The organism is Streptomyces gelaticus (genome assembly GCF_014649535.1).
GTDB lineage: Bacteria > Actinomycetota > Actinomycetes > Streptomycetales > Streptomycetaceae > Streptomyces > Streptomyces gelaticus.
In genome coordinates this window covers 153,270-176,981 of the sequence record NZ_BMTF01000014.1, presented here as the reverse complement: position 1 = coordinate 176,981, position 23,712 = coordinate 153,270, and the positions used below count along the sequence as shown (strand labels likewise).

The window sequence follows — 23,712 nt, the reverse complement described above, 5'->3', positions numbered from 1 at the left end:
TGGGCGATCTCCCCCTGTTGCCACACAGGGTGAGCGGACGGGTTCGCTGCGTGCCCGAATGGCTTACGCGGGCTCCGTCGCCCGGTGGCCCGGCCCGGTCCGGCCGCAGGGGTGTCCCGCTCTCATTCCCCGGGTTCGTGCCGGGATGCGACGACCGAGCGGGCCCACCGGTAGTCGGCCTTGCCGCTCGGCGAGCGCTGGATCCGGCGGGTGATCACCAGCCGCCGGGGGATCTTGTACCCCGCCAGACGGGTCCGGCAGTGGGCCTGGAGGTCGTCGAGCGTGGGCTCGGCCGCCCCTTCGCGCAGCTGCACCACCGCCGCGACACGGTTGCCCCACCGGTCGTCGGGCGCTGCGGCGACCAGCACGTCGTACACGTCCGGATGGGCCTTCAGTGCCTGCTCGACCTCCTCGGGGTAGACCTTTTCGCCCCCGGTGTTGATGCACTGCGAGCCGCGGCCGAGGACCGTGACGATGCCGTCCTTGTCGACCGTCGCCATGTCGCCGAGCAGGACCCATCGCTCCTCGCCCCTGCGGAAGAAGGTCTCCGCGGTCTTGCCGGGGTCGTTGTAGTACCCGAGCGGCACGTGCCCGCGCTGGGCGATCCGCCCCGGCTCACCCGGGGCCACGGGCTCGTACGTCGCCGGATCGACCACCGCGGTACGGGAGTTGACCTGGAGCCGGAATCCCTTCTCAGGGCCCGAGTCGGCCGTCGCCGTGCCGTTGAACCCGGACTCCGACGAGCCGAAGTTGTTCAGCAGCATCGCGGTCGGTACCAGTTCCTGGAACTCCGCACGCACCGAGTCCGACATGATCGCGCCCGAGCTGGACACGGAGAACAGTGACGAGCAGTCGGTGCCCTTCAGCGGGCCCTTCAGTGCGTCGATGAGCGGCCGCAGCATTGCGTCGCCCACCAGCGACACACTGGTGACCTTCTCCTTCTCGATCGTGCGGAGCACTTCCTGGGGAACGAACTTGCGGTGGACCACGACCCGCTGCCCGAAGTTGAAGCCGATGAAGGCGGTGAGTGTCGAGGTGCCGTGCATCAGCGGGGGAGTGGGGAAGAAGGTGATCCCGTCACCGCCCGCCCGGACCCGCTCGGCCAGCTCCTGCGGGGCCTTCACCGGCTCACCGGTCGGTGCGCCGCCGCCGAGGCCGGAGAAGAAGAGGTCCTCCTGGCGCCACATCACGCCCTTGGGCATTCCGGTGGTGCCGCCGGTGTAGATGATGAACTGGTCGTCGGCCGACCGCGGCGGGAAGCCGCGCTCCGGGCTCCCGGCCGCCTCGGCGTCGGCGAACGCGACGGCCTCGGGACCCCGGACCCCCGCCTCCGGCGCGCCCACCCGCACCAGATGACGTAAGCCCGGGGCCTTCGGCGCGGCGGCCGCGACCCGCTCGTCGAACTCGGCGTCGAAGACCAGCGCGGCCAGATCCGCGTCGCGGTAGAGGTAGATCAACTCCTCTTCCACGTAGCGGTAGTTCACATTGACGGGAACGATCCGGGCCTTGAGGCAGGCCAGTACGGTCTGGAGGTACTCGACCCCGTTGTAGAGGTGCAGCCCCAGATGCTCGCCCGGGGCGATGCCCGCCTCGATCAGGTGGTGGGCGAGGCGGTTGGCCGCCGTGTCCAGCTCCGCGTACGTCAGCCGGCGCTCCGCGCCCGTGCCGGGGTGGTCGAGGTAGACGAGCGCCTCGCGTTCCGGAACAGCGTCGACGACCGACTCGAACAGGTCGGCAAGGTTGTACTCCACCGTTCCTCCTGACCCCGGAAGCTGACTGGCCCGGCGGTCATTAGAGCGCCGGGAGCCGCAACTGGGAAGGGGTGCCGCCCAAGAAATCTGACTGGCTGTCAGAAAACTATTGAACTGGACCACCACCTACTGCAACCTGTTCTAGGTCTTTGGATGGGAGGCGGACAATGGCTGGTACGGAACACCTCTCCGTGCGGCGCGAGGGCGCCACACTGGTGCTCACCCTGAACAGACCCGAGGCGAAGAACGCCCTGTCGCTGCCGATGCTGGTCGGGCTGTACGACGGCTGGCTGGCGGCGGACGAGGACGACACGATCCGCTCGGTCGTGCTGACCGGCGCGGGCGGCTGTTTCTGCGCAGGCATGGACCTCAAGGCCCTGGCGGGCAAGGGGATGGAGGGCGAACAGTACCGGGACCGGATGACCGCCGACCCCGATCTGCACTGGAAGGCGATGCTGCGCCACCACCGCCCACGCAAACCGGTCGTCGCCGCCGTGGAGGGCCACTGCGTCGCGGGCGGCACCGAGATCCTCCAGGGCACCGACATCCGGATCGCCGGGGCGGGCGCCACCTTCGGGCTCTTCGAGGTGCGGCGCGGGCTCTTCCCCATCGGCGGCTCGACGGTCCGGCTGCCGCGCCAGATCGCCCGGACGCACGCACTGGAGATGCTCCTCACCGGACGCCCGTACAGTGCCGCGGAAGCCGCCGGCATCGGGCTGATCGGCCGGGTCGTCCCCGACGGCACCGCGCTGGAGGAGGCCCTCGCCGTCGCCGAGCGGATCAACGCCTGCGGACCGCTCGCCGTCGAGGCCGTCAAGGCATCCGTGTACGAGACCGCCGAGATGACCGAGACCGAGGGGCTGGCCGCCGAACTGAAACGCGGCTGGCCCGTCTTCGCGACCGACGACGCCAAGGAAGGCGCCCGCGCCTTCGCCGAGCAGCGCCCGCCCGTCTACCGGCGCGCCTGAGCCGAGGAGGCAACCGTGCCCGAAGCCCTCAGCGCACCGCTGGTGGTCGAATTCCCCTTCACCCGCTCCCTCGGCCCCGTCCAGAGCGCCTTCCTCACCGGACTGCGCGAACGCACCGTCCTCGGCGTCCGCACCACCGGGGGGAAGATCCTGGTCCCGCCGGTCGAGTACGACCCCGTGACCGCGCAGGAGATCCGCGAACTGACCGAGGTCGCCGCCACCGGCACCGTCACCACCTGGGCCTGGAACCCCGCCCCGCGCCGCGGCCAGCCCCTGTCCACCCCCTTCGCCTGGGTCCTCGTCCGGCTCGACGGCGCCGACACCGCCCTGCTGCACGCCCTCGCCGCACCCGGCCCCGAAGCCGTACACACGGGCATGCGGGTCCGGATCCGCTGGGCGGCCGAGCGCACCGGAGCGATCACCGACATCGCCTGCTTCGAGCCGTACGACGGCGAGGAGACCGGCCGGCCCACCCCGCACGACGGCGAGTTCACCGACCCCGTCACCGGCATCGTCACGCCCGCCAGGCTCGACTACACGTACAGCCCGGGCCGCGCCCAGAGCGCCTACCTCGGCGCACTCTCCCGGCAGCGCATCGTCGGCGAGCGCTGCCCGGACTGCCGCAAGGTGTACGTACCGCCCCGCGGCGCCTGCCCCACCTGCGGGGTCGCCACCTCCGAACAGGTCGAGGTCGGCCCGCGCGGCACCGTGACGACGTTCTGCATCGTCAACATCAAGGCGAAGAATCTCGACATCGAAGTCCCCTACGTCTACGCGCACATCGCGCTCGACGGCGCGGACCTCGCCCTGCACGCGCGGATCGGCGGCATCCCCTACGACCGGGTGCGCATGGGCCTGCGCGTCGAACCCGTCTGGACCGAGGACGGACGGCACCCCGACCACTACCGGCCGACCGGCGAGCCCGACGCCGACTACGACGCGTACAAGGAGCTGCTCTAGATGCGAGACGTGGCGATCGTCGCCTTCGCACAGACGGACCATCTGCGGCGGACCGACGAACTCTCCGAGGTCGAGATGCTGATGCCCGTCCTGCACCGGGTCCTCGACGCGACCGGGCTCAGGACCAGCGACATCGACTTCACCTGTTCCGGCTCCAGCGACTACCTCGCGGGCCGCGCCTTCTCCTTCACCATGGCGCTGGACGGCGTCGGCGCCTGCCCTCCGATCTCCGAGTCCCATGTGGAGATGGACGGTGCCTGGGCGCTGTACGAGGCCTGGGTGAAGATCCAGACCGGTCAGGCGGACACCGCGCTCGTCTACTCCTACGGGAAGTCCTCGCCCGGCGAGGTGCGCGACGTCCTCACCCGCCAGCTCGACCCGTACTACGTCGGGCCGCTCTGGCCGGACTCCGTCGCACTCGCCGCCCTCCAGGCTCGCGCACTCATCGACGCGGGCGACACGGACGAGGCCGCGCTCGCCGCGATCGCCCACCGCAGCCGGGCCGCCGCGGCGGACAATCCGCACGCCCAGCTCAAGGGACCTGTCCCGGCCGGCGAGTACGTCGTGCGACCGCTGCGCACCGGCGACTGCCCGCCGATCGGTGACGGCGCGGCCGCCGTGATTCTCGCCGCAGGCGACACCGCACGGGCCCTGTGCCCCCGCCCCGCCTGGATCCGCGGCATCGACCACCGCGTCGAGGCCCACGGCCTAGGGGTGCGGGAGCTGACCGAATCACCGTCCACCCGGCTCGCCGCGACCCGCGCCGGATTCTTCGAACGGCCCGTGGACACCGCGGAGTTGCACGCCCCGTTCACCTCCCAGGAGGTGGTGCTGCGCAAGACGCTCGGACTCGACGACAGCGTGAACGTCAACCCGTCCGGCGGCGCGCTGGCCGCCAACCCCGTCATGGCCGCCGGGCTGATCCGGCTCGGCGAGGCCGCTGCCCGCATCCACCGCGGCGAGTCCGACCGGGCGCTCGCCCACGCCACCTCCGGGCCCTGCCTGCAGCAGAACCTGGTAGCCGTCCTCGAAGGGGAGAGCGCTCATGCCTGAGGAGCCCGTGGCCGTGGTCGGCATCGGCCAGACCAAGCACGTGTCCGCGCGCCGGGACGTCTCCATCGCCGGACTCGTCCGCGAGGCCGCCGTCCGCGCACTGGAGGACGCGGCACTGACCTGGGCGGACATCGACGCCGTCGTCATCGGCAAGGCACCCGACTTCTTCGAGGGCCTGATGATGCCGGAGCTCTATCTCGCCGACGCCCTCGGCGCGGTCGGCAAACCGATGCTCCGGGTGCACACCGCGGGCTCGGTCGGCGGCTCCACCGCGCTGGTCGCGGCCAATCTGGTCTCCGCCCGGGTTCACCGCACCGTCCTCACGCTCGCCTTCGAGAAGCAGTCCGAGTCCAACGCCATGTGGGGGCTCTCGCTGCCCATCCCGTTCCAGCAGCCGCTGCTGGCCGGAGCGGGCGGCTTCTTCGCCCCGCACGTGCGGGCGTACATGCGCCGCACCGGCGCGCCCGACACGGTCGGCTCCCTCGTCGCGTACAAGGACCGCCGCAACGCGCTCAAGAATCCGTACGCGCACATCCACGACCCCGGCATCACCCTGGAGAAGGTGCGCTCGGCGCCGATGCTCTGGGACCCGATCCGCTACTCGGAGACCTGCCCGTCCTCCGACGGGGCCTGCGCGATGATCCTCACCGACCGTGCCGGAGCGGCCCGTTCGCCGCATCCGCCCGCCTGGGTGCACGGGGGCGCGATGCGCAGCGAGCCGACGCTGTTCGCGGGGAAGGACTTCGTCTCGCCGCGGGCGGGCCGGGACTGCGCCGCAGACGTGTACCGGCAGGCGGGCATCAGCGACCCGCGACGCGAGATAGACGCCGTGGAGATGTACGTGCCGTTCTCCTGGTACGAGCCGATGTGGCTGGAGAATCTCGGCTTCGCCGAGGAGGGTGAGGGCTGGAAACTCACCGAGTCCGGCGTCACCGAACTCGACGGCGACCTGCCCGTGAATCCCTCGGGCGGAGTGCTCTCCACCAATCCGATCGGCGCCTCCGGCATGATCCGCTTCGCCGAGGCCGCGTTGCAGGTCCGGGGACAGGCGGGCGCACACCAAGTGCCCGGGGCCCGGAAGGCACTCGGCCATGCGTACGGGGGCGGGGCACAGTTCTTCTCCATGTGGCTGGTCGGAGCCGAGCCCCCGACCCGATGACACCGTGCCGTCCCGGACCGCCGCGGGCGCTGCTCGCGCCCGTCCGGGACCGGTCGGCCCGGCCCGGGGCCCCCCGCAGCGCCCCGGCCTGCGCGGACCCGGCTCTGCAACGTGAGCCCGGACACGTAACATGGCTGCATGTCCTTCCTCCGCCGCCGTAGCGCCGCCACACCCGCGGGCCCCGACTTCGACGTCCTGGCCATGGATCCGGGGGACTGGCCCGGAAACCTCGGTGCCGGTCTGCTGCCCGCGCCCGACGGAAGCTGTCAGGGCGTCTTTCTGCGCTACGACCTGTTCGGCGGCCGTGGCCCTGCGATGATCATCGGCAACCTCCCGGAGGGCTCGCCCGCCCGCGAGACCGAGGAGGGGCAGGTCCCGTTCGAGGTCGCCCAGCTGCTGCTCGCGCTGGAGAACGACGAGCCGGTCGAGGTCACCGGCACGGAGGACATGCCCGTGATGCAGGGCGACAACCTGCTGATCGTCCGCCGGATCAAGCTCTCCGAGAGCCGGATCTCCTGTGTCCAGTTCGACCGCAGCGACGGTGTGCTCGTCACCATCGCCAGCTGGGACCGGCCGATCACCGACGATCTGTACACCCTGCTGAAGCCCCTGCCGGCCGAGCTGTTCCAGCAGGGCTGAAAAAGGTCCCTCCCGTCGGCCGTCCGCGCTCCCCGGGCGGCTGCGGGACCGCTGCCTCAACATCTGTCCAAGTGCTCGCGGCCTCTGTCCAAGAGGCCGCTTTGTCATGCTCCTTGTCGGGTCAGTCGTCGGACCTTTACCGTCGGCCGCATGACATCCGGGATCACGCGACGTACCACAGTGAAGACAGCGATCGGCGCAACCGGTGCTCTGGCACTGGGAATCCCCACCCTCTCCGGCACAGCGGCAGCCGCCGGTACCTCCGATGAATCGGCGAGTGTCGCCCACACGAAGAAGCAAGCGGAACCGACCCTCCGGTACGACGCGCCGTCCGCGAACTGGGAACGCGAGTCGCTGCCCATCGGCGGCGGTGCCCTCGGCGCGAGCGTGTTCGGGACGCTCGCCTCCGAACAGCTCACCTTCAACGAGAAGACGCTGTGGACCGGCGGTCCCGGCTCCGTCCAGGGCTACGACTTCGGGAACTGGACCACCCCCAGACCCGGCGCCCTCACCGGCGTACAGCAACGTCTCGACAGCGAGGGCGCGCTCGGCCCGGACGCCGTCGCGGCCGAACTCGGGCAGGCGCGACGCGGCTACGGCGCCTACCAGGTCTTCGGCGATCTGCGGCTGGACCTGGCGAACGCACCGGCCGCCCCCGATGCCTCCTACCGCCGCACCCTCGATCTGCGCAGCGCCCTCGCCTCCGTGACCTACACCCATCAAGGGGCCGTCCACACAAGGGAGTTCTTCGCCTCCCACCCGGGCCGGGTCATCGTCGGGCGCCTCGGCGCCGACCGCCCCCGGCAGGTGTCCTTCACCCTGCGCTACACCTCACCCCGCAACGACTGCACCGTCACCGCCGACCGGGACCGGATCACCGTACGCGGCGCCCTGAAGGACAACGGGTTGCGCTTCGAGGCCCAGATCCGCGTCCTGACCAGCGGCGGAACCGTGACCGCGGGCGCGGACGGCACCGTCACCGTCACCGGCGCCGACAGCGCCTGGTTCGCCCTCGCCGCGGGCACCGACTACGCCGACAGCTACCCCTCCTACCGCGGCGAGGACCCGCACCCTGCGGTCACCGCCGCCGTGGACGCCGCCGCCCGGACCTCCTACGAGAAGGTCCGCGACGCCCACGTACGCGACCACCGCACTCTCTTCGACCGGGTCGCCCTCGACATCGGCCAGCAGCTGCCCGACCTGCCCACCGACCAGCTGCTCGCCCGCTACACGGGTGGTGCGAGTCGGGCCGACCGGGCGCTGGAAGCACTGTTCTTCCAGTACGGCCGCTATCTGCTGATCGCGTCCTCGCGGGCCGGCTCGCTGCCCGCCAACCTCCAGGGCGTCTGGAACAACTCCACCACCCCGCCCTGGTCCGCCGACTACCACGGCAACATCAATCTGCAGATGAACTACTGGCCCGCCGAGGTCACCAACCTCGCCGAGACCACCGCCCCGTACGACCGGTACATCGAAGCGATGCGCGCCCCCGGCCGCAGAACGGCGAAGGAGATGTTCGGGACGGCAGGCTGGGTGGTGCACAACGAGACCAACCCGTACGGCTTCACCGGCGTCCACGACTGGTCCACCGCCTTCTGGTTCCCGGAGGCCGCGGCCTGGCTCACCCAGCAGATGTACGAGCACTTCCGGTTCGGCGGCTCCACCGACTACCTGCGCTCCACCGCCTACCCGGCGATGAAGGAGGCGGCCGAGTTCTGGCTGGCCAATCTGCGTGCCGATCCGCGCGACGGACTGCTCGTCGTCACCCCCAGCTACTCCCCGGAGCACGGCGACTTCACCGCCGGAGCCGCGATGTCCCAGCAGATCGTGCACGACCTGCTCACCAGCACCTTGGAAGCCGCTCGCACCCTCGGCGACGCACCCGCCTTCCGCAGTCGGCTGGAGAACGCCCTCGACCGGCTCGACCCCGGGCTGCGGATCGGCTCCTGGGGCCAGCTCCAGGAGTGGAGGACGGACCGGGACGACCCGGGCGACGACCATCGCCATGTCTCGCACCTCTTCGCGCTGCACCCCGGCCGGCAGATCGAACCCGGCAGCGAGTGGGCCGAGGCGGCCAAGGTCTCCCTGCGCGCACGCGGCGACGGCGGCACCGGCTGGTCCAAGGCATGGAAGATCAACTTCTGGGCTCGGCTGCGGGACGGCGACCACGCGCACCGGATGCTCGCCGAGCAGCTGAAGAACTCCACCCTGCCCAATCTCTGGGACACCCACCCGCCCTTCCAGATCGACGGCAACTTCGGCGCCACCTCGGGCATCGCCGAAATGCTGCTGCAGAGCCAGCACGGCACCGTCGACATCCTCCCAGCCCTCCCGGCGGGCTGGCCGGACGGATCGGTGCGCGGACTGCGCGCCCGGGGAGGGTTCACCGTCGACATCGAATGGGCCGGCGGGCAGGCCCGCCGTGTGGTGATCACGGCGAGCCGCAGCCGCGAAGTGACCGTCCGCAGCTCGCTGTTCGCGAGTGGCGAGAAGGTCTTCAAGGCACGCGCCGGCAGCCGCTACACGCTGATCGCCGAGGGCTGAGCGAACAGCGCGGTCACCCGCGCCGCCGAGACACCGAGCCCCGTGGGACCGCTGATGTGCCACGGGGTGCCGGTGCCGCGCAGCAGGTCCTGCTCGCGGTAGCGCCGGCAGCCCCGGTGCCAGATCAGGATGCCCGCGATCCAGTGCTTGAGCTCCTGCACGTATCCGGCCAGGACCTCCCTGGCCTCCGCGTCCAGCCCGAAGTCGTCGTAGAGCACCGGCAGTTCCTGCTCGGCGACGTGCAGGAACTGCCTCAGCCGCGACTTCATCAGGTCGTACACGATCGCCACCCCGGTCGGATAGTCGACCCCGAAGAAGTTCTGCACGACCAGGACGCCGTTGTGCACCTCGCCCTCGAACTCGATCTCCTTCTGGTACGAGAACAGGTCGTTGAGCAGACAGGCGTAGTCCGCCGCCGCGTTCTCCAGGGAGCGCAGCGGACCGCTGTGGTAGATCTCCGGCGGGACCTTCCTGCCATGACCCAGCCGGCACAGGCTCATCGTCAGATCGGAGCCGAAGGTCATGCGCCGCATCTCGACGTAGTCCACCGGGTCGGGGATGCGGTTTTGCACCTGGTTCGCCAGCTCCCACACCCAGCTCGCGGTCATGTCCTCGACCGCCTTGCGGAACGCGAGGCGCCCGTCCGCGTCCATCGGGGCCGAGGTCCGCGCCCAGAGGTCGGCGAGCCCCCGCTCCAGGGCGTTGACCGGTTCGGGCGTCCCGGACCCGTCCAGGGGCATGAACAGCGACAGCCGCTCATTGGCGAGCTTGGCCCCCGCCAGGTCGCGGGCCCGGCCGTGCACCACCGGGAACCAGTCGTCGCCGTACGTCCCCCAGGTCAGCCACTGCGAGGAGAGGTCCAGCTCCTGCGGTGTCGCGTCCGGATGCAGGCCGGCCGCGCAGAGCGGCAGATCGATCGCGACGAGCCGCTCCTCGTCCCAGATGTGCGAACCGGGCACCCCCGGCTGCGCCTCCAGAATGCCCATCCGGCCCGCCCAGTCGACGATCCGCACCCGGGCCCCGTCCAGATGCGGACTGAGCGTCGTGCCGAAGGGCAGCTCGAAGTCGGGCAGCAGCGAGGGGCCGACCCGCCGGTAGGGCACATGGGTGTGACTGCGCAGCCTGGCCGTCTCCGAGCGCGAGGTGAACCGGATGGAGGCCGCGGCCATGCCGAATCCGGGCGTCGCCGCCTCGACCGCGCCGTCGTTCATGTAGCGGCTGGAGCGCATGTGCCACTCATGGCCGCCGGACTGCCAGTCCTGCAAGCCCTTGACGTACGCGAGCACGGCCGCGGTCCGGGCGGGGTCGAGTCCCTTCTCCGCGCAGAGCGGCCCGAGTTCGGTGAGCGCGGTGTTCTCGAACTGCTGGAGCCGGGACGTCAGCAGATCGTTCACCGCGTCCGCGGCCTCCTGCGTGGTGCAGCCGAGAAAGTGCTCCAGGACCAGCACGCCGTTGCTGTTCTCACCCTCGTCCTCGACCTCCCGCTGGTACGAGAAGAGGTCGTTGCGCAGATGCACACCGTCGGAGAACGCGTCCCGCAGCACCCGCAGCGCACGCTCGTCGGCCACCGCCTCGGGGACCTCGGCGCCCGCCGCGTACTCCACGAGGCCCGCCGACCACGGGGCGCCGCCCACCTTGCGGCGCATCTCGATGTACTCGACGGGGTTGGCGATGCGCCCCTCGTTGATGTTGGAGAGCTCCCACAGCGACTCGTTGAGCAGGTTCTCCGTCGCCACGGCGAACCTCGCCCGCCAGGCGTCGGACATGCTCGGCACCGTGCGCTTCCACAGATCGGCCAGCCCCGCCTCGACCGGATTCGTCGGCTCCGGCATCGGGGCCCCGCGGTCCATCGGCATGAACGCCGGCAACCGGTCCAGATAGCGCTTGGCGCCCTCGCGGTCGGGGTGGCGCTTGAAGAGTTCCAGGAAGTGGTCGTCGAAGAAGAAGACCCACACGTACCAGTCGGTGACCAGCGACAGCGCCTCGGCCGAGCAGTCGGGATGGGTGTACGCGCACAGCAGTGCGTAGTCGTGGGAGTCGATGTCCTTCTCCTCCCAGATGCCCGAACCCTCCACCATCCCTATGCTGCGCGCCCACTGCTTGGTGTGTACCCGGGCCTCCTCGACATGGGCGTTGAGCCGTGCCGGGTACGGAACATAGAAGTCCGGCAGGGTGAAGGGCTGAGCCATGTGCGTCCGGCCTTTCCTGGATCGCCGTGCGGACGACGCACGGACGTGATCGTGTCGGCGCGAGCACTACCCTTCGGCCGTTCGGGGCACGCACATCCGGGATTAGTCACATAAATGGCGCGCTCACGGGGGGTGTCCCGGCACGGGCCTGGGGTTGCCCGGAAGCTGTGCCGGCCCTGGCAACGGCCTGCCGTGGAAGATCGGTTGAATCTTTCCGTCGCAGGTCGGACACCTTGCCAGAGGTCTGCTCCACTGGCTCGTCCCGTGACCTCCACGGATCCCTTGACGTGCTGTCATCTCAGGTCGGAGAGTGTGCGCGCACAGCGGAACAGTGAGATCGGATCACACACGGCTCCCACACGCACGGCTCCAAGAAGGGTTGTCATGACGTCCAAGCAGAGGACCGGACTCGCACTCGCGTTGACAGGTGTCGGCGCACTGAGCATGGCGCTGCTCAGTCCAGCGGCGCAGGCCGGCGCGGACGGGGTGCGACCGGAATGCCCGCGCAGCCTCGCATGCGACTGGGTGCCGGCGGCCTACCAGCAGACGGGTGATCCGGCCGACAAGGAGACGTACGGGAACTACGACACCGCGGACCGACCGCACACCAACAAGATCAGGTTCATTGTTCTGCACGACACCGAGGAAGACTTCGACACCACCCTGAAGATCTTCCAGAACCCGCTGAAGCAGACGTCCGCCCACTACGTGGTGCGCTCGTCCGACGGGCACGTCACCCAGATGGTCAAGGGCAAGGACGTCGCCTGGCAGGCGGGCAACTGGTACGTCAACAGCCACTCCATCGGCATCGAGCAGGAGGGCGTCGCCGTCGAGGGCGCCAAGTGGTACACCCCCGAGATGTACCGCTCGACCGCCAGGCTGGTGCGCTACCTCGCGGCCAAGTACGACATACCGCTCGACCGCCAGCACATCATCGGCCACGACGGAGTGCCGCCCACCAGCGCGTCCGGCACCAAGAAGATGCACTGGGACCCGGGCACGTACTGGGACTGGAACCGCTTCATGGCGCTGCTCGGCAAGCCCACCGTGCCGAGCGCCTCCAAGAGCAGCGAACTGGTCACCGTCAGCCCGGACTTCAAGAAGAACCAGCAGGCCTTCCGCGACTGCGAGAAGGGCGTCGACCTGCCGCTCCAGGGCTCCAGCGCCGTCCCGCTGCACACCGCGCCGTCCACCGACGCGCCCCTCTTCTCCGACCCCGGTCTGCACACCGACGGCTCGCCCGGCACGAACTGCGTCGCCGACTGGGGCAGCAAGATCAGCGCCACCCAGCAGGCCGTCGTCGCGGACCACGCCCCCGGCTGGACGGCGATCTGGTGGTACGGCCGGAAAGCCTGGTTCCAGACGCCGGCCCGCAGCCGCAACACCACACCCACCGCCGGCTATGTCGTCAGGCCGAAGCCCGGCCGCACGGACGTGCCGGTGTACGGGGTCGCGTACCCCGAGAAGTCCGAGTACCCCGCGGACTTCGCGGACAAGCGGGTGGGTGCGCCGCTCCAGTACACGATCAAGGCCGGCCAGTCCTACCCCGGCGGCGGCGAGGCACCGACGGGCTTCTACTACGCGCCGACGATCGATGCCTCGTACCCGCTCGACCACGCATACTTCCGTGGCGCGGAGAAGTACGTGACGGTGCAGATCGGCCACCGGATCGCCTTCGTGAAGGCGTCCGACGTGGACATCGTGCGCACGCGCTGAGACCTGGTCGCAGCAGCGGCGGAATGCCAGGTAACCGTATGACTCAGAAGGAGGCCTTCATGCAGAAGCCGATCAGGACCGTCGGCACCGCGGTCGCGGGGCTTGCCATGGCGCTCGCGCTCACCGGCGCCGGAGCCGTCGTCACCGTCGCCACGGCCACGGCCGCCGCCGCGTCCGAGACCGGCGCGCAGGGCTGGGACGTCTCCGGCTCGTTCGACACCCAGCAGGAGTGCGTCGCCGCCGGGGACGCGGGTGTGGCCGCCGGGAGCTGGGCGCAGTACTGGTGCGTACTGTTCGAGGCCCGGTGGGATCTGATGACCCCGGCGTAACCGCACGCCGAAGTACCGGTGTGGTGTGACCGGTGCCCCCGCGCGCACAACGCCCGTGCGCGCGGGGGCACTCGGGTTCAGCCCGCGACCAGCCGGTTCACCTGCTCGGGAGACAGCGCGTGCTCGATGGCGAGGATCCCCGCGCCCACCGCCGCCGCGTTCTCACCCGTACGGCTCGGCTCGATCCGCAGCAACTGGGTGGCCAGCGGATGCGAGCGCCGGTACACCGCCTCCCGCACCCCCGCGAGCAACTGGTCGTGCACGGCGGCCAGCGCGCCGCCCATCACCACCGTATCCGGGTTGAAGAAATTCACCAGCCCCGCCAGTACCTCGCCGACGGCCCGTCCGGCCTCCCGGACCATCCGCACCGCGTCCCGGTTCCCGGACTGCACCAGGCGCACCACATCGCTGCCCGATGCCGCGTCCAGCCCCAGGCCGACCAGCTTCGCCGCCAGTGACGCACCTCCCGCGACCGCCTCCAGGCAGCCCGCATTGCCGCACCGGCACGGATCGTCGAGATCGGCGACCCGGATGTGGCCGATGTCGCCCGCGCACCCCTGCGCCCCCCGGTGCAGCCTGCCGTCGGCGACGATCCCGCAGCCGATCCCCGTACCGACCTTGATGTACAGCAGATAGCGGCAGTCCGGGAAGGCACGCCGCTGCTCGCCCAGCGCCATCACGTTCACATCGTTGTCGACGAGTGCCCGCACGCCGAACCGGGAGGCGAAGAACTCCGGGATCGGGTACTGGTGCCAGCCCGGCATGATCGGCGGATCGACCGGACGGCCGGTGGAGAACTCCACCGGACCCGGCACCCCGACGCCTATGGAGCGCAGCGTCCCCGGTTCCCGCTGCGTCTCCTTCAGCAGGGCGCGCACGGTGCGTTCCACGTGCCGCAGCACGGAATCCGGGCCGTCACCGATCGACAGCGGCTCCTCGTGCGCCGCGAGTGTGGTCCCGCCGATGTCCATCAGCGCCACCCGGCAGTGCGAGGCACCCAGATCCACCCCGGCCACCGCGTGCTCACGGGTGCGCAGCGCCAGCCGCCGGGGCGGTCGGCCGCCGGTGGAACCGCCGTCGGCGTCCTCGTCCACGAGACCGTGCGCGATCAGGGCGTCCACGCGCTGGGAGACCGTCGAACGGGCCATCTTGGTGACCCGGGCGATATCGGCCCGGGTCGTCACCGCCCCGGAACCGATCAGTGCGAGCACCTCGCCCGGCGAGTGCGATGCGGCAGCGGAATTGCGATCCGACGGCGAAGACATGGCAGTCACCCTAGGGACGACTTTCGCTGCTCACAAGGCATCCATTGTTCGGTCATCGGCATAAGTGGCGGCCAAGTCACCTTAAAACAAAGGTGCTTGAGACCTTGACACTCCCAATGTCTGTCACGACTCTGCTCTGCAGACCACTGAGCGAGGAGCAGTTCGATGCTGACGATGCAGGGTGTGTCCAAGAGCTTTCTCGGGGTGCGTGTGCTCGAAGGGGTCGGGCTCGACCTCGAAGCCGGAGAAGTGCATGCCCTGGTGGGGGAGAACGGCGCCGGAAAGTCGACGCTGATGAAGATCCTCGCGGGCGAGCACTCACCCGACGCGGGCACCCTCACCATCGACGGTACCGTCCACTCCTTCAGCCACCCGGCCCAGGCCCAGGCCGCCGGGATCGGCATCATCCACCAGGAGTTCGCCCTCCTGGAGCACCGCACGGTCGCCGAGAACGTCTTCCTCGGCCGTGAACCGACCCGGTACGGGCTCGTCGACCGGCGCACCATGGAACGGCGCACCGCCGAACTCCTCGCCGAGCTCGACGAGACCGGCATCACCCCCCGGACCTCTGTGCACGAACTCTCCGTCGCACGCCGGCAGACCGTGGAGATCGTCAAGGCCCTCGCATCCGACGTCCGCATCCTGGTGATGGACGAACCCACCGCCGCACTCGCCGACCACGAGGTCGACCGGCTCTGCGCCCTGGTCCGCCGTCTCACCGCCCGCGGACTCGGCATCCTCTACGTCTCGCACCGGCTCCGCGAGGTCTTCGACCTCTCACGGCGCATCACCGTCCTCAAGGACGGCCGCCGCGTCACCACCCTCGTCACCCGCGACACCGACGCAGACACGGTGGTACGCGCCATGGTCGGACGGGAACTCGGCGCCTATTACCCGCCCCGGGCCGGGCCACAAGAACCGGGCGAGGTACGGCTCACGGTGCACGGCGGCGGCAACTCCCGGATCTCCGGCATCGATCTGGCCCTGCGGGCCGGTGAGGTCGTCGGCGTCGCCGGTCTCCAGGGCTCCGGCCGCAGCTGTCTGGCCCGGGCCCTCTTCGGCGCCGACCCCTTCACCACGGGCACCATGACCGTCGGCGGGGAAGAGCTGCGCCCTGCACGCCCCCGGGAAGCCGTCCGGGCCGGGATCGCGCTGGTCACCGAGGACCGCAAGGGGGAGGGTCTCGCCCTGCACCAGTCGGTGACCGACAACGCGCTGCTCGTGACCCGTGCCGTCCCCGCACGCGGCAGGCCGTCCGTGCGCCGCGAGGTCACCGCCCTGCTGGAACGCGTACGCCTCCACGCCCACGGCGCCGACCAGCAGGTCCAGTACCTGTCCGGCGGCAATCAGCAGAAGGTCGTCATCGCCAAGTGGCTCGCAGCCCGGCCTCGGGTGCTCCTCTTCGACGAGCCGACGCGGGGAGTCGACGTCGGGGCCAAGGCGGCCATCCACACCCTCGTGCGGGAACTGGCGCGCGAGGGGCTCGCCGTACTGATCATCTCCTCCGAACTGCCCGAGCTGATCGGCATGAGCGACCGCATCCTCGTCATGTCCGAAGGCCGGCTCGCCGGTGAACTGCCCGCCGGTGCCACGGAAGAGGCCGTCATGCGCGTCGCCACCGGCGGCGACCGCGCACGGGAGGGAGCAGCATGACCGCACTCCGGCACGATGCGAGCACCCGGCCCCTCGCCGAGGCGCTGCGGACGGCCCGGCCGCGTCCCACCGGCCCCGTGGCCGGGGTCTGGCTCGCCGCCCTCGCCGTCACCGTGGCCGGCTGGATCGCCGTCGCGGCCCGCGGCGGGGACTTCCTGACCGTGACCAACGCGGTCACGATCCTCCAGAACTGCGTAGCCCTCGGTCTCGTGGCCGTCGGCCAGTCCGTCGTCGTCCTCAGCGGATCGCTCGACCTGTCCGTCGCCTACCTCATCAGCCTGGGCACCCTCGTCGCCGCGGAAACGATGGAGAGCGGCAGTGTGCTCGTCGCGGTCGTCGCCGTCCTCGCCCTCTGCGCCGCCGTCGGCCTGGCCAACGGGCTGATCGTCACCGGCCTCAAGGTCAACGCCTTCATCGCCACCCTCGGCACGGCCTTCATCCTGCGAGGCTGGATCGAGGACAACTACACCGGCCCCGCCGGCAAGGTCCCCGCCTCCTTCCAGCACCTCGGCTACGACCGGATCGGACCGGTCCCGGTCTCCCTCTTCCTCCTTCTCGCGATCACCGCCGCCCTCTGGCTGACCACCCGCCGCACCCGGCTCGGCCACCACATGTACGCGACCGGCGGCGACGAGCACGCCGCCCGGCTCTCCGGCGTACGCACCCGGCGCACCGTCGTCACCGCCCACCTCCTGTGCTCGCTCTGCGCCGGAGCCGCGGCCCTCTTCCTCGCCGCGCGACTCGGCGCCGGGGCTCCCTGGGCCGGTACCGAGGCACGCTACGACCTGGAATCCATCGCCGCCGTCGTCCTCGGCGGCACCGCGCTGGCCGGCGGGCGCGGGGGAGTGGCGGGCACCCTCGGCGGTGTCCTCGTCCTCGCCGTGCTCGACAGCGTCTTCAACCAGCTGTCCGTGGACCCGTTCTTCAAGAACGTCGTCCGCGGCGTCGTCATCATCGCGGCCGTCGCCCTCTACGCGCGGGGCCGCCGCACCCCGCAGGAGAGGACCGCATGACCACCGTCGGCCGCCGTGTCCTGCGTGCCCTCACCACCGGTACCCCCGTCCACCTCCTGCTCGGGGTACTCCTGGCCGCACTCGCCCTCACCGACCCGGGCTTCTACGAGCCCGACCGCTTCCTCTCCTTCGTCAAGCGTGCCGCGCCCCTCGTCATCCTGGCGGCCGGCCAGTATCTGGTCATCGTCTGCGGTGAGTTCGACCTCTCCGTGGGAGCGATCGTCACCGCCGGGGTGGTCGTCGCCGCCGAACTGTACGGCTCGTTCCCGGCCGCTCCCTGGCCGCTCGTCACCGTGGTGCTGCTGCTCGCCGGAGCACTCGCCGGTCTCGTCAGCGGACTGATCACCACCCTGCTGCGCGTGCCGTCGTTCATCACCACGCTCGGCATGATGCTGATCCTCGAAGGTGCCGTCTTCTTCTGGACCGGAGGCTCCCCGCACGGCTCGCTGCCCCCGGAGTTCCGCAGGCTCGGACGCGGCACCGCGTTCGGCTGGCTGCCATGGGCCGTGCTCGCCTGCCTCGTCGCCGGTCTCGTGGCCGTACGCCTGATGCGTTCCGATTTCGGCCGTACGCTGCTGGCCACCGGCGACAGCGAACGTGCCGCTGCGCTGGCCGGAGTCCGGGTCGCACGGGCCCGGACCATCGCCTTCGTGCTCTCCGGCGGCGCGGCCGCGCTCGCGGCCGTACTCGTCGGCGGTTTCTCCGGAGTCTCGGCGCAGGCGGGCCGGGGCTACGAGTTCGAGGCGATCACAGCCGTCGTCCTGGGCGGCGTGGTGCTCGGCGGTGGCCGGGGTTCCGTCGTCGCGGCGATGGCCGGGGCGTTCTCGCTCCAGGCACTGTTCACGCTGCTCAACCTCCAGGGCGTCTCCGGAGCCCTGGAATCGACCGTGCAAGGCGTCATCGTCATCGCCGCCGTCGCGCTCGGCGCAGCCGACTGGTCCCGGCTGCGCCGCCGCGGCACCGAATCCACGGGAGCGAAAGCCTCATGAGTACGCGAAAGTTCACACACGTCCTCGCGCCGGTCGCCGCCCTGCTGGGCGCGGTGCTGCTGGTCGGCTGCACGAGCGACACACCGCCCGGTGCGCCCGCCGCCGGACCGAGCGGCAGCCCGGGCGAACCGGGCAGCGGCGAACAGTCGAAGTTCTTCGACCGGGCCGAGTACGAGCGCCAGCTCGGTCTCGCCGAGGTCACTCCGCAGGGGCCGGCCGGGAAACCGTGGGAGCAGATGCTCCGCCCGAAGCTGGTCGACACCGCCCGGTACCGGAAGAAGGGCGGCGGCGGAATCCGTCTCTGCTTCTCCAACGCCGGTGTCTTCAACCCCTGGCGCCAGGTCGGCCTGAAGAACATGCGGGCCGAGGCCGCACTCCACAAGGAGATCACCGCGTTCACCGTGCTCGACGCGCAGGGCAAGGACGACAAGCAGATCTCCGACATCCAGGAGCTCGCCGGCCAGGACTGCGACGCCCTGATCGTCTCCCCGAACACCACGGCCACCCTCACCCCCGCCGTCGAGCAGGCCTGCGGCAAGGTACCCGTGATCGTCTTCGACCGGGGTGTCGAGACCGACTGCGCCGTCACCTTCATCAACCCGATCGGCGGCTACGGATACGGAGCGGTCGCCGCCGACTTCCTCGTCGGAAAGGTGAAGCCCAAGGGGAAGATCCTCGCCCTGCGGATCTCCCCGGGCGTCGATGTGCTGGAGACCCGCTGGTCGGCGGCGAAGCTCGCGTTCGACAGGAGCGGACTCGACGTCGTGGACGTGAAGTTCACCGACGGCGACCCGGCCAGGACGAAGGCGATCGTCACCGACGCCCTCACCCGCAACGGCGACATCGACGGCGTCTGGATGGACTCCGGGGCGACTTCCGTCGCCGCCGTCGAGGCATTCGAGGACGCCGGCAGGGACGTACCGCCCATCACCGGCGAGGACCAGCAGGACTTCCTCCAGGTCTGGAAGGAGAAGAAGCTCACCGCCATCGCCCCCTCGTACCCCACTTTCCAGTGGCGCACCCCGGTCATCGCCGCACTGAGGATCCTCAAGGGGCAGCAGGTCCCGAAGGAGTGGAAGCTTCCGCAGCCCACCGTCACCCAGGACACCCTCGACCAGTACTACAGGCCCGGCATGCCGCCCCTGCACTACGCGATGTGCGGCTGCGAGAACCTGCCCGGATTCCCGCAGAAGTGGGGAGGCGAGAAGTGACCGCCACCTTCCCGCTCGGAGCCAATCCATGGATCTGGCACTCGCCGGTGACGTACGAAACACTCGGTGACGTCCTGCCCCGGCTGTCCGCATGGGGCTTCGACTGCGTCGAGATCCCGCTGGAGAACGAACGGGACTGGGCCTCCGCATCCGTCGCCAAGCTCCTCGACGCCTCCGGCCTCGCCCCCGCCGCGGTGATCGCCGTCATGCCGCCCGGCCGCGACCTCGTCCGCACCGATCCACAGACCGTCCGGGTCACCCAGGACTACCTGAGACGCTGCATCGACGCCGCCGGGGCCCTCGGCGCCCCCACCGTCGCCGGACCCATGTACGCGGCGGTGGGCCGCACCTGGCGGATGAACCGCGCCGAACGCGCCGCCGCTTACGAGGAGTTGCGGGAAAACCTCGCCCCGGTCGTCACGCACGCCCGCGCGACGGGGGTGCGCCTGGCCGTGGAACCCCTCAACCGGTACGAGACGAGCCTGCTCAACACCGTCGACCAGACCCTCGAAGCGCTGACCGGCCTCCCCGGGAGCACCATCGGTCTCGCGCTCGACGTGTACCACCAGAACATCGAGGAACGCTCGCTGCCCGACGCCGTGCACCGCGCGGCCGGCCGCATCGTCCATGTCCAGGTCTGCGCAAACGACCGGGGCACGCCCGGCGCCGACAGCCTCGACTGGCCGGGCTTTCTCACCGCGCTCACCACGAGCGGCTACTGGGGCCCGCTCTGCATCGAGTCGTTCACCGCGTACAACGACGCCATCGCGGTCGCCGCCTCGGTGTGGCGGCCGCTGGCCGGTACCCAGGACAGCATCGCGACCGACGGCCTGGCGTTCCTGCGCCGTGCCCTGAGGGCTGTCCCGTAGTCCCTGGCGGGCGTGCGACGACAACCACGGCACCTCGCCGAGTTGTCGGAACGCCCGGATACATCCAGTATTCGGGCGTCCCTCCGCCTCGCGTTGCACGGCGTCCGACGCCGCACGCCGATCCGCCACGGATTACTGGACAGCCCTCGGCACCACCCACCGACCCCGCACGTCCGCAACCCGCAGAGAGGATCCGCTCGTGAGCCGTCATCGATTGCGCTGTCATGTTCGTGACATGTTGCGCATGCTCATCGCGCTGGTGGGCGCACTGCTCCTCGCGCTGACCGCGCTGCCCGCGACCGCAGCCACCACCGGCAAGGCCCCCGCCTTCCGCGCCCTGCTCTTCACCCGCGCCGTCGGCTATGTGCACACCTCCATCCCGGCCGGCGTCCAGATGTTCAAGGAGGAGGCCGCCGCAGGCGGCTTCGAACTCGTCGAGACCGCCGACCCCGCGGTCTTCGACACCGGGAAGCTCAAGGACTTCGACGTCGTCGTCATGCTGCAGAACTCCGGCATGGTCTGGGACACCGACGCCCAGCGCGAAGCGATGCAGGCCTACGTACGCGGTGGTGGTGGCGTCGTCGCCATCCACAACACCCTCGACATGGGCATCGAGGACACCTTCCCGTGGTGGGACGAGGCCGTCAACGGAGGCGTCCACATGCCCGCCCACTCGCCCGGCGTCCTCCAGGGCACAGCCAAGGTCGCCGACCGCGTCCACCCCTCCACCGCGGGGCTGCCCGAACGCTGGGAGCGCCCCGAGGAGTGGTACAACTTCGACCGCAACCCCCGCGGTGACGTCCACGTCCTGGTCACCGCCGACGAGACCACGTACAACCCCGGCGGCTCCGCCATGGGCGCCGACCACCCGATCTCCTGGTGCCGCAACACCGAGGGCGGCCGGGTCTGGGCGACCGCCATGGGCCACGACACCGCCTCGTACAGCGAAGCCGCCTTCCGCGCCCACGTCATGGGCGGCGTCAGGTGGGCCGCGGGCAACAAGCCCGGCGACTGCAGCGGCACCGTCTGGAGCGGTTACGAGAAGGTCGCCCTCGACGACAACACCGCCGACCCGATGGAACTCGATGTCGCCAAGGACGGACGGGTCTTCTACGTCCAGCGCAGCGGCGAGGTCAACGTCTACGACCCGGCGACCCACGCCACCACCACCGCCGGGAAGCTCGACGTCTACACCGGCGGCGAGGACGGCCTGGTCGGCATGGAACTCGACCCGGACTTCATGAAGAACCACTGGATCTACCTCTACTACGCGCCCGCGGCCGCCACCGAGGACGTCAACCGGCTCTCCCGCTTCACGGTCAAGGGCAACACCCTCGACCGCGCGAGCGAGAAGAAGCTCCTCGACGTCCCCGCCTACCGCGACCGCACCTTCCCCGAGCCCGGACACACTGGAGGCGCCGTCGAGTTCGGCCCCGACCGCACGCTCTACCTCGGCGTAGGCGACGACACCCCGCCCAACCTCGACCCGAACTGGCAGGGATACGCGCCGCTCGACTGGCGCGAGGGCAAGCAGATGCTGGACGCCGCCCGCACCGCGGGCAACACCAACGACCTGCGCGGCAAGATCCTTCGCATCAAGCCCAAGGACTCCGGCGGCTACACCATTCCCAAGGGCAACCTCTTCGCCCCGGGAACGGCCAGGACCCGCCCCGAGATCTACGCGATGGGCTTCCGCAATCCCTTCCGCTTCACCGTCGACCCCACAACGGGGTACGTCCACGCCTCCGACTACGGCCCCGACCGCGGGCTGCCCACCACCGACCGGGGGCCCGAAGGACTCGTCGAGTACAACGTCATCAAGAAGGCGGGCAACTTCGGCTGGCCGTTCTGCCACGGCAACAACCAGGCATACGCCCCCTACAACCCGGACACCAAGGAGGTCGGCCCCAAATTCGACTGCGCCAACCCGGTCAACCCCTCGCCCAACAACACCGGTCTGACCGGACTCCCGCCGATCCAGCAGCCGGAGATCTGGTACGGCTACGGCGCGTCCGAGGAATTCCCCGAGGTCGGCAGCGGCGGTTCGGCCCCGATGAGCGGCCCCGTCTACCACTACGACAAGAAGAACCCGTCCATCACGAAGTTCCCCGCCTACTTCGAGGGCGCGAGCTTCTTCTACGAGTGGTCGCGCGACTTCGTCAAGGAAGTCCGCTTCGACAAGGACCAGGAGCTCCTGAAGATCAATGACTTCCTCTCCACCCAGAAGTTCAACAAGCCCATGGACATGACGTTCGGGCCCGACGGCTCGCTCTACGTCCTCGAATGGGGAAGCTCCTTCGGCGGCGGCAACAACGACTCCGGGCTCTACCGCATCGACTACGCACAGGGCCTGCGCGCACCGGTCGCCAGGGCCACCGCATCCGCCACCGACGGCCCCGTACCGCTGAAGGTCGACTTCTCCAGCGAGGGCAGCAACGACCCGGACGGCGACACCCTCAGCTATGCCTGGGACTTCGACGGCGACGGCACCTACGACTCCACCGAGGCCGACCCCAGCCACACCTACACGGCCAAGGGAGACTTCGCCGCCCAGCTGAAGGTCACCGACTCCAGCGGAAAATCCGGATACGCCAACATCCCCGTCACCGCCGGCAACACCGCACCCAAGGTGACCATCGACTTCCCGGTCAGCGGCAAACTCATCGAGTTCGGCGACAAGATCCCGTACAAGGTCACGGTCACCGATCCCGAGGACGGCCCGGTCGACTGCTCCAAGGTCACCGTCAACCCGGCCCTGGGCCACGACGACCACGAACACCCCACCACCGACATCCCCGGCTGCGAGGGGACCGTGGACACCGGTGACCTGGGCGGCCACCCCGAAGGAGCCGACCTCACCTACGTACTCAACGCCAAGTACACCGACAAGGGCGGCGACGGCGTCTCCGCGCTGACCGGCTACGGCCGTGCCGTGCTCCAGCCCAAGCACAAGCAGGCGGAGTACCACGACGCACAGTCCGGCACCCGGATCATCGCCCAGGAAGGAGCCGAGAACGGCAAACGGATCGGAGATGTCTCCGACGGCGACTGGGTCGCCTTCGACCCGATGAGCGTCGAAGGCATCGGCACGGTCGCCTACCGCCTGTCCTCACCCAACGGCGTCGGTGCGATCGAACTGCGCGCCGACGCCCCCGACGGCCCGCTCCTCGCCAGCACCCCGGTCCCCGACACAGGCGGCTGGGACAACTACCGGGCGACCCCGCCCGTGCCCGTCCAGGAGCTGAAGGGTACCCACAAGCTGTACCTCGTCTTCACGTCCCCGCAGGACAACTCCTTCGACGTGGACGCGGTCGACTTCACGAGTCCCTGACAGCGGATCGGCGCGCTGCGTGCCCGGTGTGTCGGCACACCGGGCACGCAGCGCGCACCCCCCTGGCAGCAGG

General features: G+C 70.2%; 17 protein-coding genes. 14 read left to right on the top strand and 3 right to left on the bottom strand.

All coding sequences use genetic code 11. The annotated features are described in order from the left end of the window. Positions 1 to 122: 122 nt before the first annotated feature. The gene (locus IE107_RS21030) at positions 123 to 1,751 is read right to left on the bottom strand and encodes an acyl-CoA synthetase (RefSeq protein ID WP_189545370.1); all 1,629 of its coding nucleotides are present in this window, start codon (positions 1,749 to 1,751) and stop codon (positions 123 to 125) included. A gap of 167 nt (positions 1,752 to 1,918) precedes the next feature. Here IE107_RS21030 and IE107_RS21025 point away from each other — a divergent pair, with 167 nt between their 5' ends. From IE107_RS21025 to IE107_RS21000, 6 genes are all read left to right on the top strand, one after another. Then, entirely contained in the window at positions 1,919 to 2,719 is an 801-nt protein-coding gene (locus IE107_RS21025) for a crotonase/enoyl-CoA hydratase family protein (RefSeq protein WP_189545369.1), read from the top strand. A 15-nt stretch (positions 2,720 to 2,734) separates the two neighbouring features. Continuing rightward, entirely contained in the window at positions 2,735 to 3,679 is a 945-nt protein-coding gene (locus IE107_RS21020; protein WP_189545368.1) for a Zn-ribbon domain-containing OB-fold protein, read from the top strand. Next, positions 3,680 to 4,732: a thiolase family protein gene (locus IE107_RS21015; RefSeq protein WP_189545367.1), complete on the top strand. Its 1,053-nt coding sequence runs from the start codon at positions 3,680 to 3,682 to the stop codon at positions 4,730 to 4,732. Beyond that, positions 4,725 to 5,891, top strand: a complete 1,167-nt coding sequence (locus tag IE107_RS21010) for a thiolase family protein (protein WP_189545366.1) — start codon at positions 4,725 to 4,727, stop codon at positions 5,889 to 5,891. The genes IE107_RS21015 and IE107_RS21010 overlap by 8 nt, the downstream gene beginning before the upstream one ends. 138 nt (positions 5,892 to 6,029) lie before the next feature. After that, positions 6,030 to 6,530, top strand: a complete 501-nt coding sequence (locus IE107_RS21005) for a hypothetical protein (RefSeq protein ID WP_073789562.1) — start codon at positions 6,030 to 6,032, stop codon at positions 6,528 to 6,530. A 150-nt stretch (positions 6,531 to 6,680) separates the two neighbouring features. Continuing rightward, positions 6,681 to 9,074 (top strand): glycoside hydrolase family 95 protein, encoded by a 2,394-nt coding sequence (locus tag IE107_RS21000; RefSeq protein ID WP_189545365.1) that lies wholly within the window; start codon positions 6,681 to 6,683, stop codon positions 9,072 to 9,074. Here IE107_RS21000 and IE107_RS20995 read toward each other — a convergent pair. Continuing rightward, complete coding sequence (locus tag IE107_RS20995; protein WP_189545364.1) at positions 9,050 to 11,263, bottom strand: terpene synthase family protein; 2,214 nt, start codon at positions 11,261 to 11,263, stop codon at positions 9,050 to 9,052. The genes IE107_RS21000 and IE107_RS20995 overlap by 25 nt on opposite strands. 384 nt (positions 11,264 to 11,647) lie before the next feature. Here IE107_RS20995 and IE107_RS20990 point away from each other — a divergent pair, with 384 nt between their 5' ends. Then, the gene (locus tag IE107_RS20990; protein ID WP_189545363.1) at positions 11,648 to 12,979 is read left to right on the top strand and encodes an N-acetylmuramoyl-L-alanine amidase; all 1,332 of its coding nucleotides are present in this window, start codon (positions 11,648 to 11,650) and stop codon (positions 12,977 to 12,979) included. A 59-nt stretch (positions 12,980 to 13,038) separates the two neighbouring features. Then, positions 13,039 to 13,308 (top strand): hypothetical protein, encoded by a 270-nt coding sequence (locus IE107_RS20985; RefSeq protein ID WP_189545362.1) that lies wholly within the window; start codon positions 13,039 to 13,041, stop codon positions 13,306 to 13,308. Between the two features lie 77 nt (positions 13,309 to 13,385). On the opposite strand, the gene IE107_RS20980 is transcribed toward IE107_RS20985, so the two are convergent. Then, positions 13,386 to 14,573 carry an ROK family transcriptional regulator gene (locus IE107_RS20980; RefSeq protein WP_189545361.1) on the bottom strand — a complete coding sequence of 396 codons (1,188 nt, stop codon included), beginning with the start codon at positions 14,571 to 14,573 and terminating at the stop codon, positions 13,386 to 13,388. Between the two features lie 165 nt (positions 14,574 to 14,738). Here IE107_RS20980 and IE107_RS20975 point away from each other — a divergent pair, with 165 nt between their 5' ends. The 6 genes from IE107_RS20975 (at position 14,739) to IE107_RS20950 (ending at position 23,639) form a co-directional block, all read left to right on the top strand. Further along, positions 14,739 to 16,226, top strand: coding sequence for a sugar ABC transporter ATP-binding protein (locus IE107_RS20975; RefSeq protein WP_189545360.1), 1,488 nt, complete (start codon positions 14,739 to 14,741; stop codon positions 16,224 to 16,226). After that, on the top strand, positions 16,223 to 17,239 hold the full coding sequence (locus tag IE107_RS20970) for an ABC transporter permease (RefSeq protein ID WP_189545359.1): 1,017 nt from the start codon (positions 16,223 to 16,225) through the stop codon (positions 17,237 to 17,239). The genes IE107_RS20975 and IE107_RS20970 overlap by 4 nt, the downstream gene beginning before the upstream one ends. Beyond that, positions 17,236 to 18,228, top strand: a complete 993-nt coding sequence (locus IE107_RS20965) for an ABC transporter permease (protein WP_189545358.1) — start codon at positions 17,236 to 17,238, stop codon at positions 18,226 to 18,228. Before IE107_RS20970 ends, IE107_RS20965 begins: the two co-directional genes overlap by 4 nt. After that, positions 18,225 to 19,439, top strand: coding sequence for an ABC transporter substrate-binding protein (locus IE107_RS20960; RefSeq protein ID WP_189545357.1), 1,215 nt, complete (start codon positions 18,225 to 18,227; stop codon positions 19,437 to 19,439). Before IE107_RS20965 ends, IE107_RS20960 begins: the two co-directional genes overlap by 4 nt. Next, positions 19,436 to 20,308, top strand: coding sequence for a sugar phosphate isomerase/epimerase family protein (locus tag IE107_RS20955; protein WP_189545356.1), 873 nt, complete (start codon positions 19,436 to 19,438; stop codon positions 20,306 to 20,308). The genes IE107_RS20960 and IE107_RS20955 overlap by 4 nt, the downstream gene beginning before the upstream one ends. A 235-nt stretch (positions 20,309 to 20,543) precedes the next feature. After that, positions 20,544 to 23,639, top strand: coding sequence for a ThuA domain-containing protein (locus IE107_RS20950; RefSeq protein WP_189545355.1), 3,096 nt, complete (start codon positions 20,544 to 20,546; stop codon positions 23,637 to 23,639). The last annotated feature ends 73 nt before the right edge of the window (positions 23,640 to 23,712 follow it).

What these genes read in the sequence shown, in the direction of transcription:
- IE107_RS21025 (WP_189545369.1), top strand. Translation starts at nt 1,919, where the DNA reads ATGGCTGGTACGGAACACCTCTCCGTGCGGCGCGAGGGCGCCACACTG.
- IE107_RS21015 (WP_189545367.1), top strand. Translation starts at nt 3,680, where the DNA reads ATGCGAGACGTGGCGATCGTCGCCTTCGCACAGACGGACCATCTGCGG.
- IE107_RS21010 (WP_189545366.1), top strand. Translation starts at nt 4,725, where the DNA reads ATGCCTGAGGAGCCCGTGGCCGTGGTCGGCATCGGCCAGACCAAGCAC.
- IE107_RS21005 (WP_073789562.1), top strand. Translation starts at nt 6,030, where the DNA reads ATGTCCTTCCTCCGCCGCCGTAGCGCCGCCACACCCGCGGGCCCCGAC.
- IE107_RS21000 (WP_189545365.1), top strand. Translation starts at nt 6,681, where the DNA reads ATGACATCCGGGATCACGCGACGTACCACAGTGAAGACAGCGATCGGC.
- IE107_RS20995 (WP_189545364.1), bottom strand. Translation starts at nt 11,263, where the DNA reads ATGGCTCAGCCCTTCACCCTGCCGGACTTCTATGTTCCGTACCCGGCA.
- IE107_RS20990 (WP_189545363.1), top strand. Translation starts at nt 11,648, where the DNA reads ATGACGTCCAAGCAGAGGACCGGACTCGCACTCGCGTTGACAGGTGTC.
- IE107_RS20985 (WP_189545362.1), top strand. Translation starts at nt 13,039, where the DNA reads ATGCAGAAGCCGATCAGGACCGTCGGCACCGCGGTCGCGGGGCTTGCC.
- IE107_RS20980 (WP_189545361.1), bottom strand. Translation starts at nt 14,573, where the DNA reads ATGTCTTCGCCGTCGGATCGCAATTCCGCTGCCGCATCGCACTCGCCG.
- IE107_RS20975 (WP_189545360.1), top strand. Translation starts at nt 14,739, where the DNA reads ATGCTGACGATGCAGGGTGTGTCCAAGAGCTTTCTCGGGGTGCGTGTG.
- IE107_RS20970 (WP_189545359.1), top strand. Translation starts at nt 16,223, where the DNA reads ATGACCGCACTCCGGCACGATGCGAGCACCCGGCCCCTCGCCGAGGCG.
- IE107_RS20965 (WP_189545358.1), top strand. Translation starts at nt 17,236, where the DNA reads ATGACCACCGTCGGCCGCCGTGTCCTGCGTGCCCTCACCACCGGTACC.
- IE107_RS20960 (WP_189545357.1), top strand. Translation starts at nt 18,225, where the DNA reads ATGAGTACGCGAAAGTTCACACACGTCCTCGCGCCGGTCGCCGCCCTG.
- IE107_RS20950 (WP_189545355.1), top strand. Translation starts at nt 20,544, where the DNA reads ATGTTGCGCATGCTCATCGCGCTGGTGGGCGCACTGCTCCTCGCGCTG.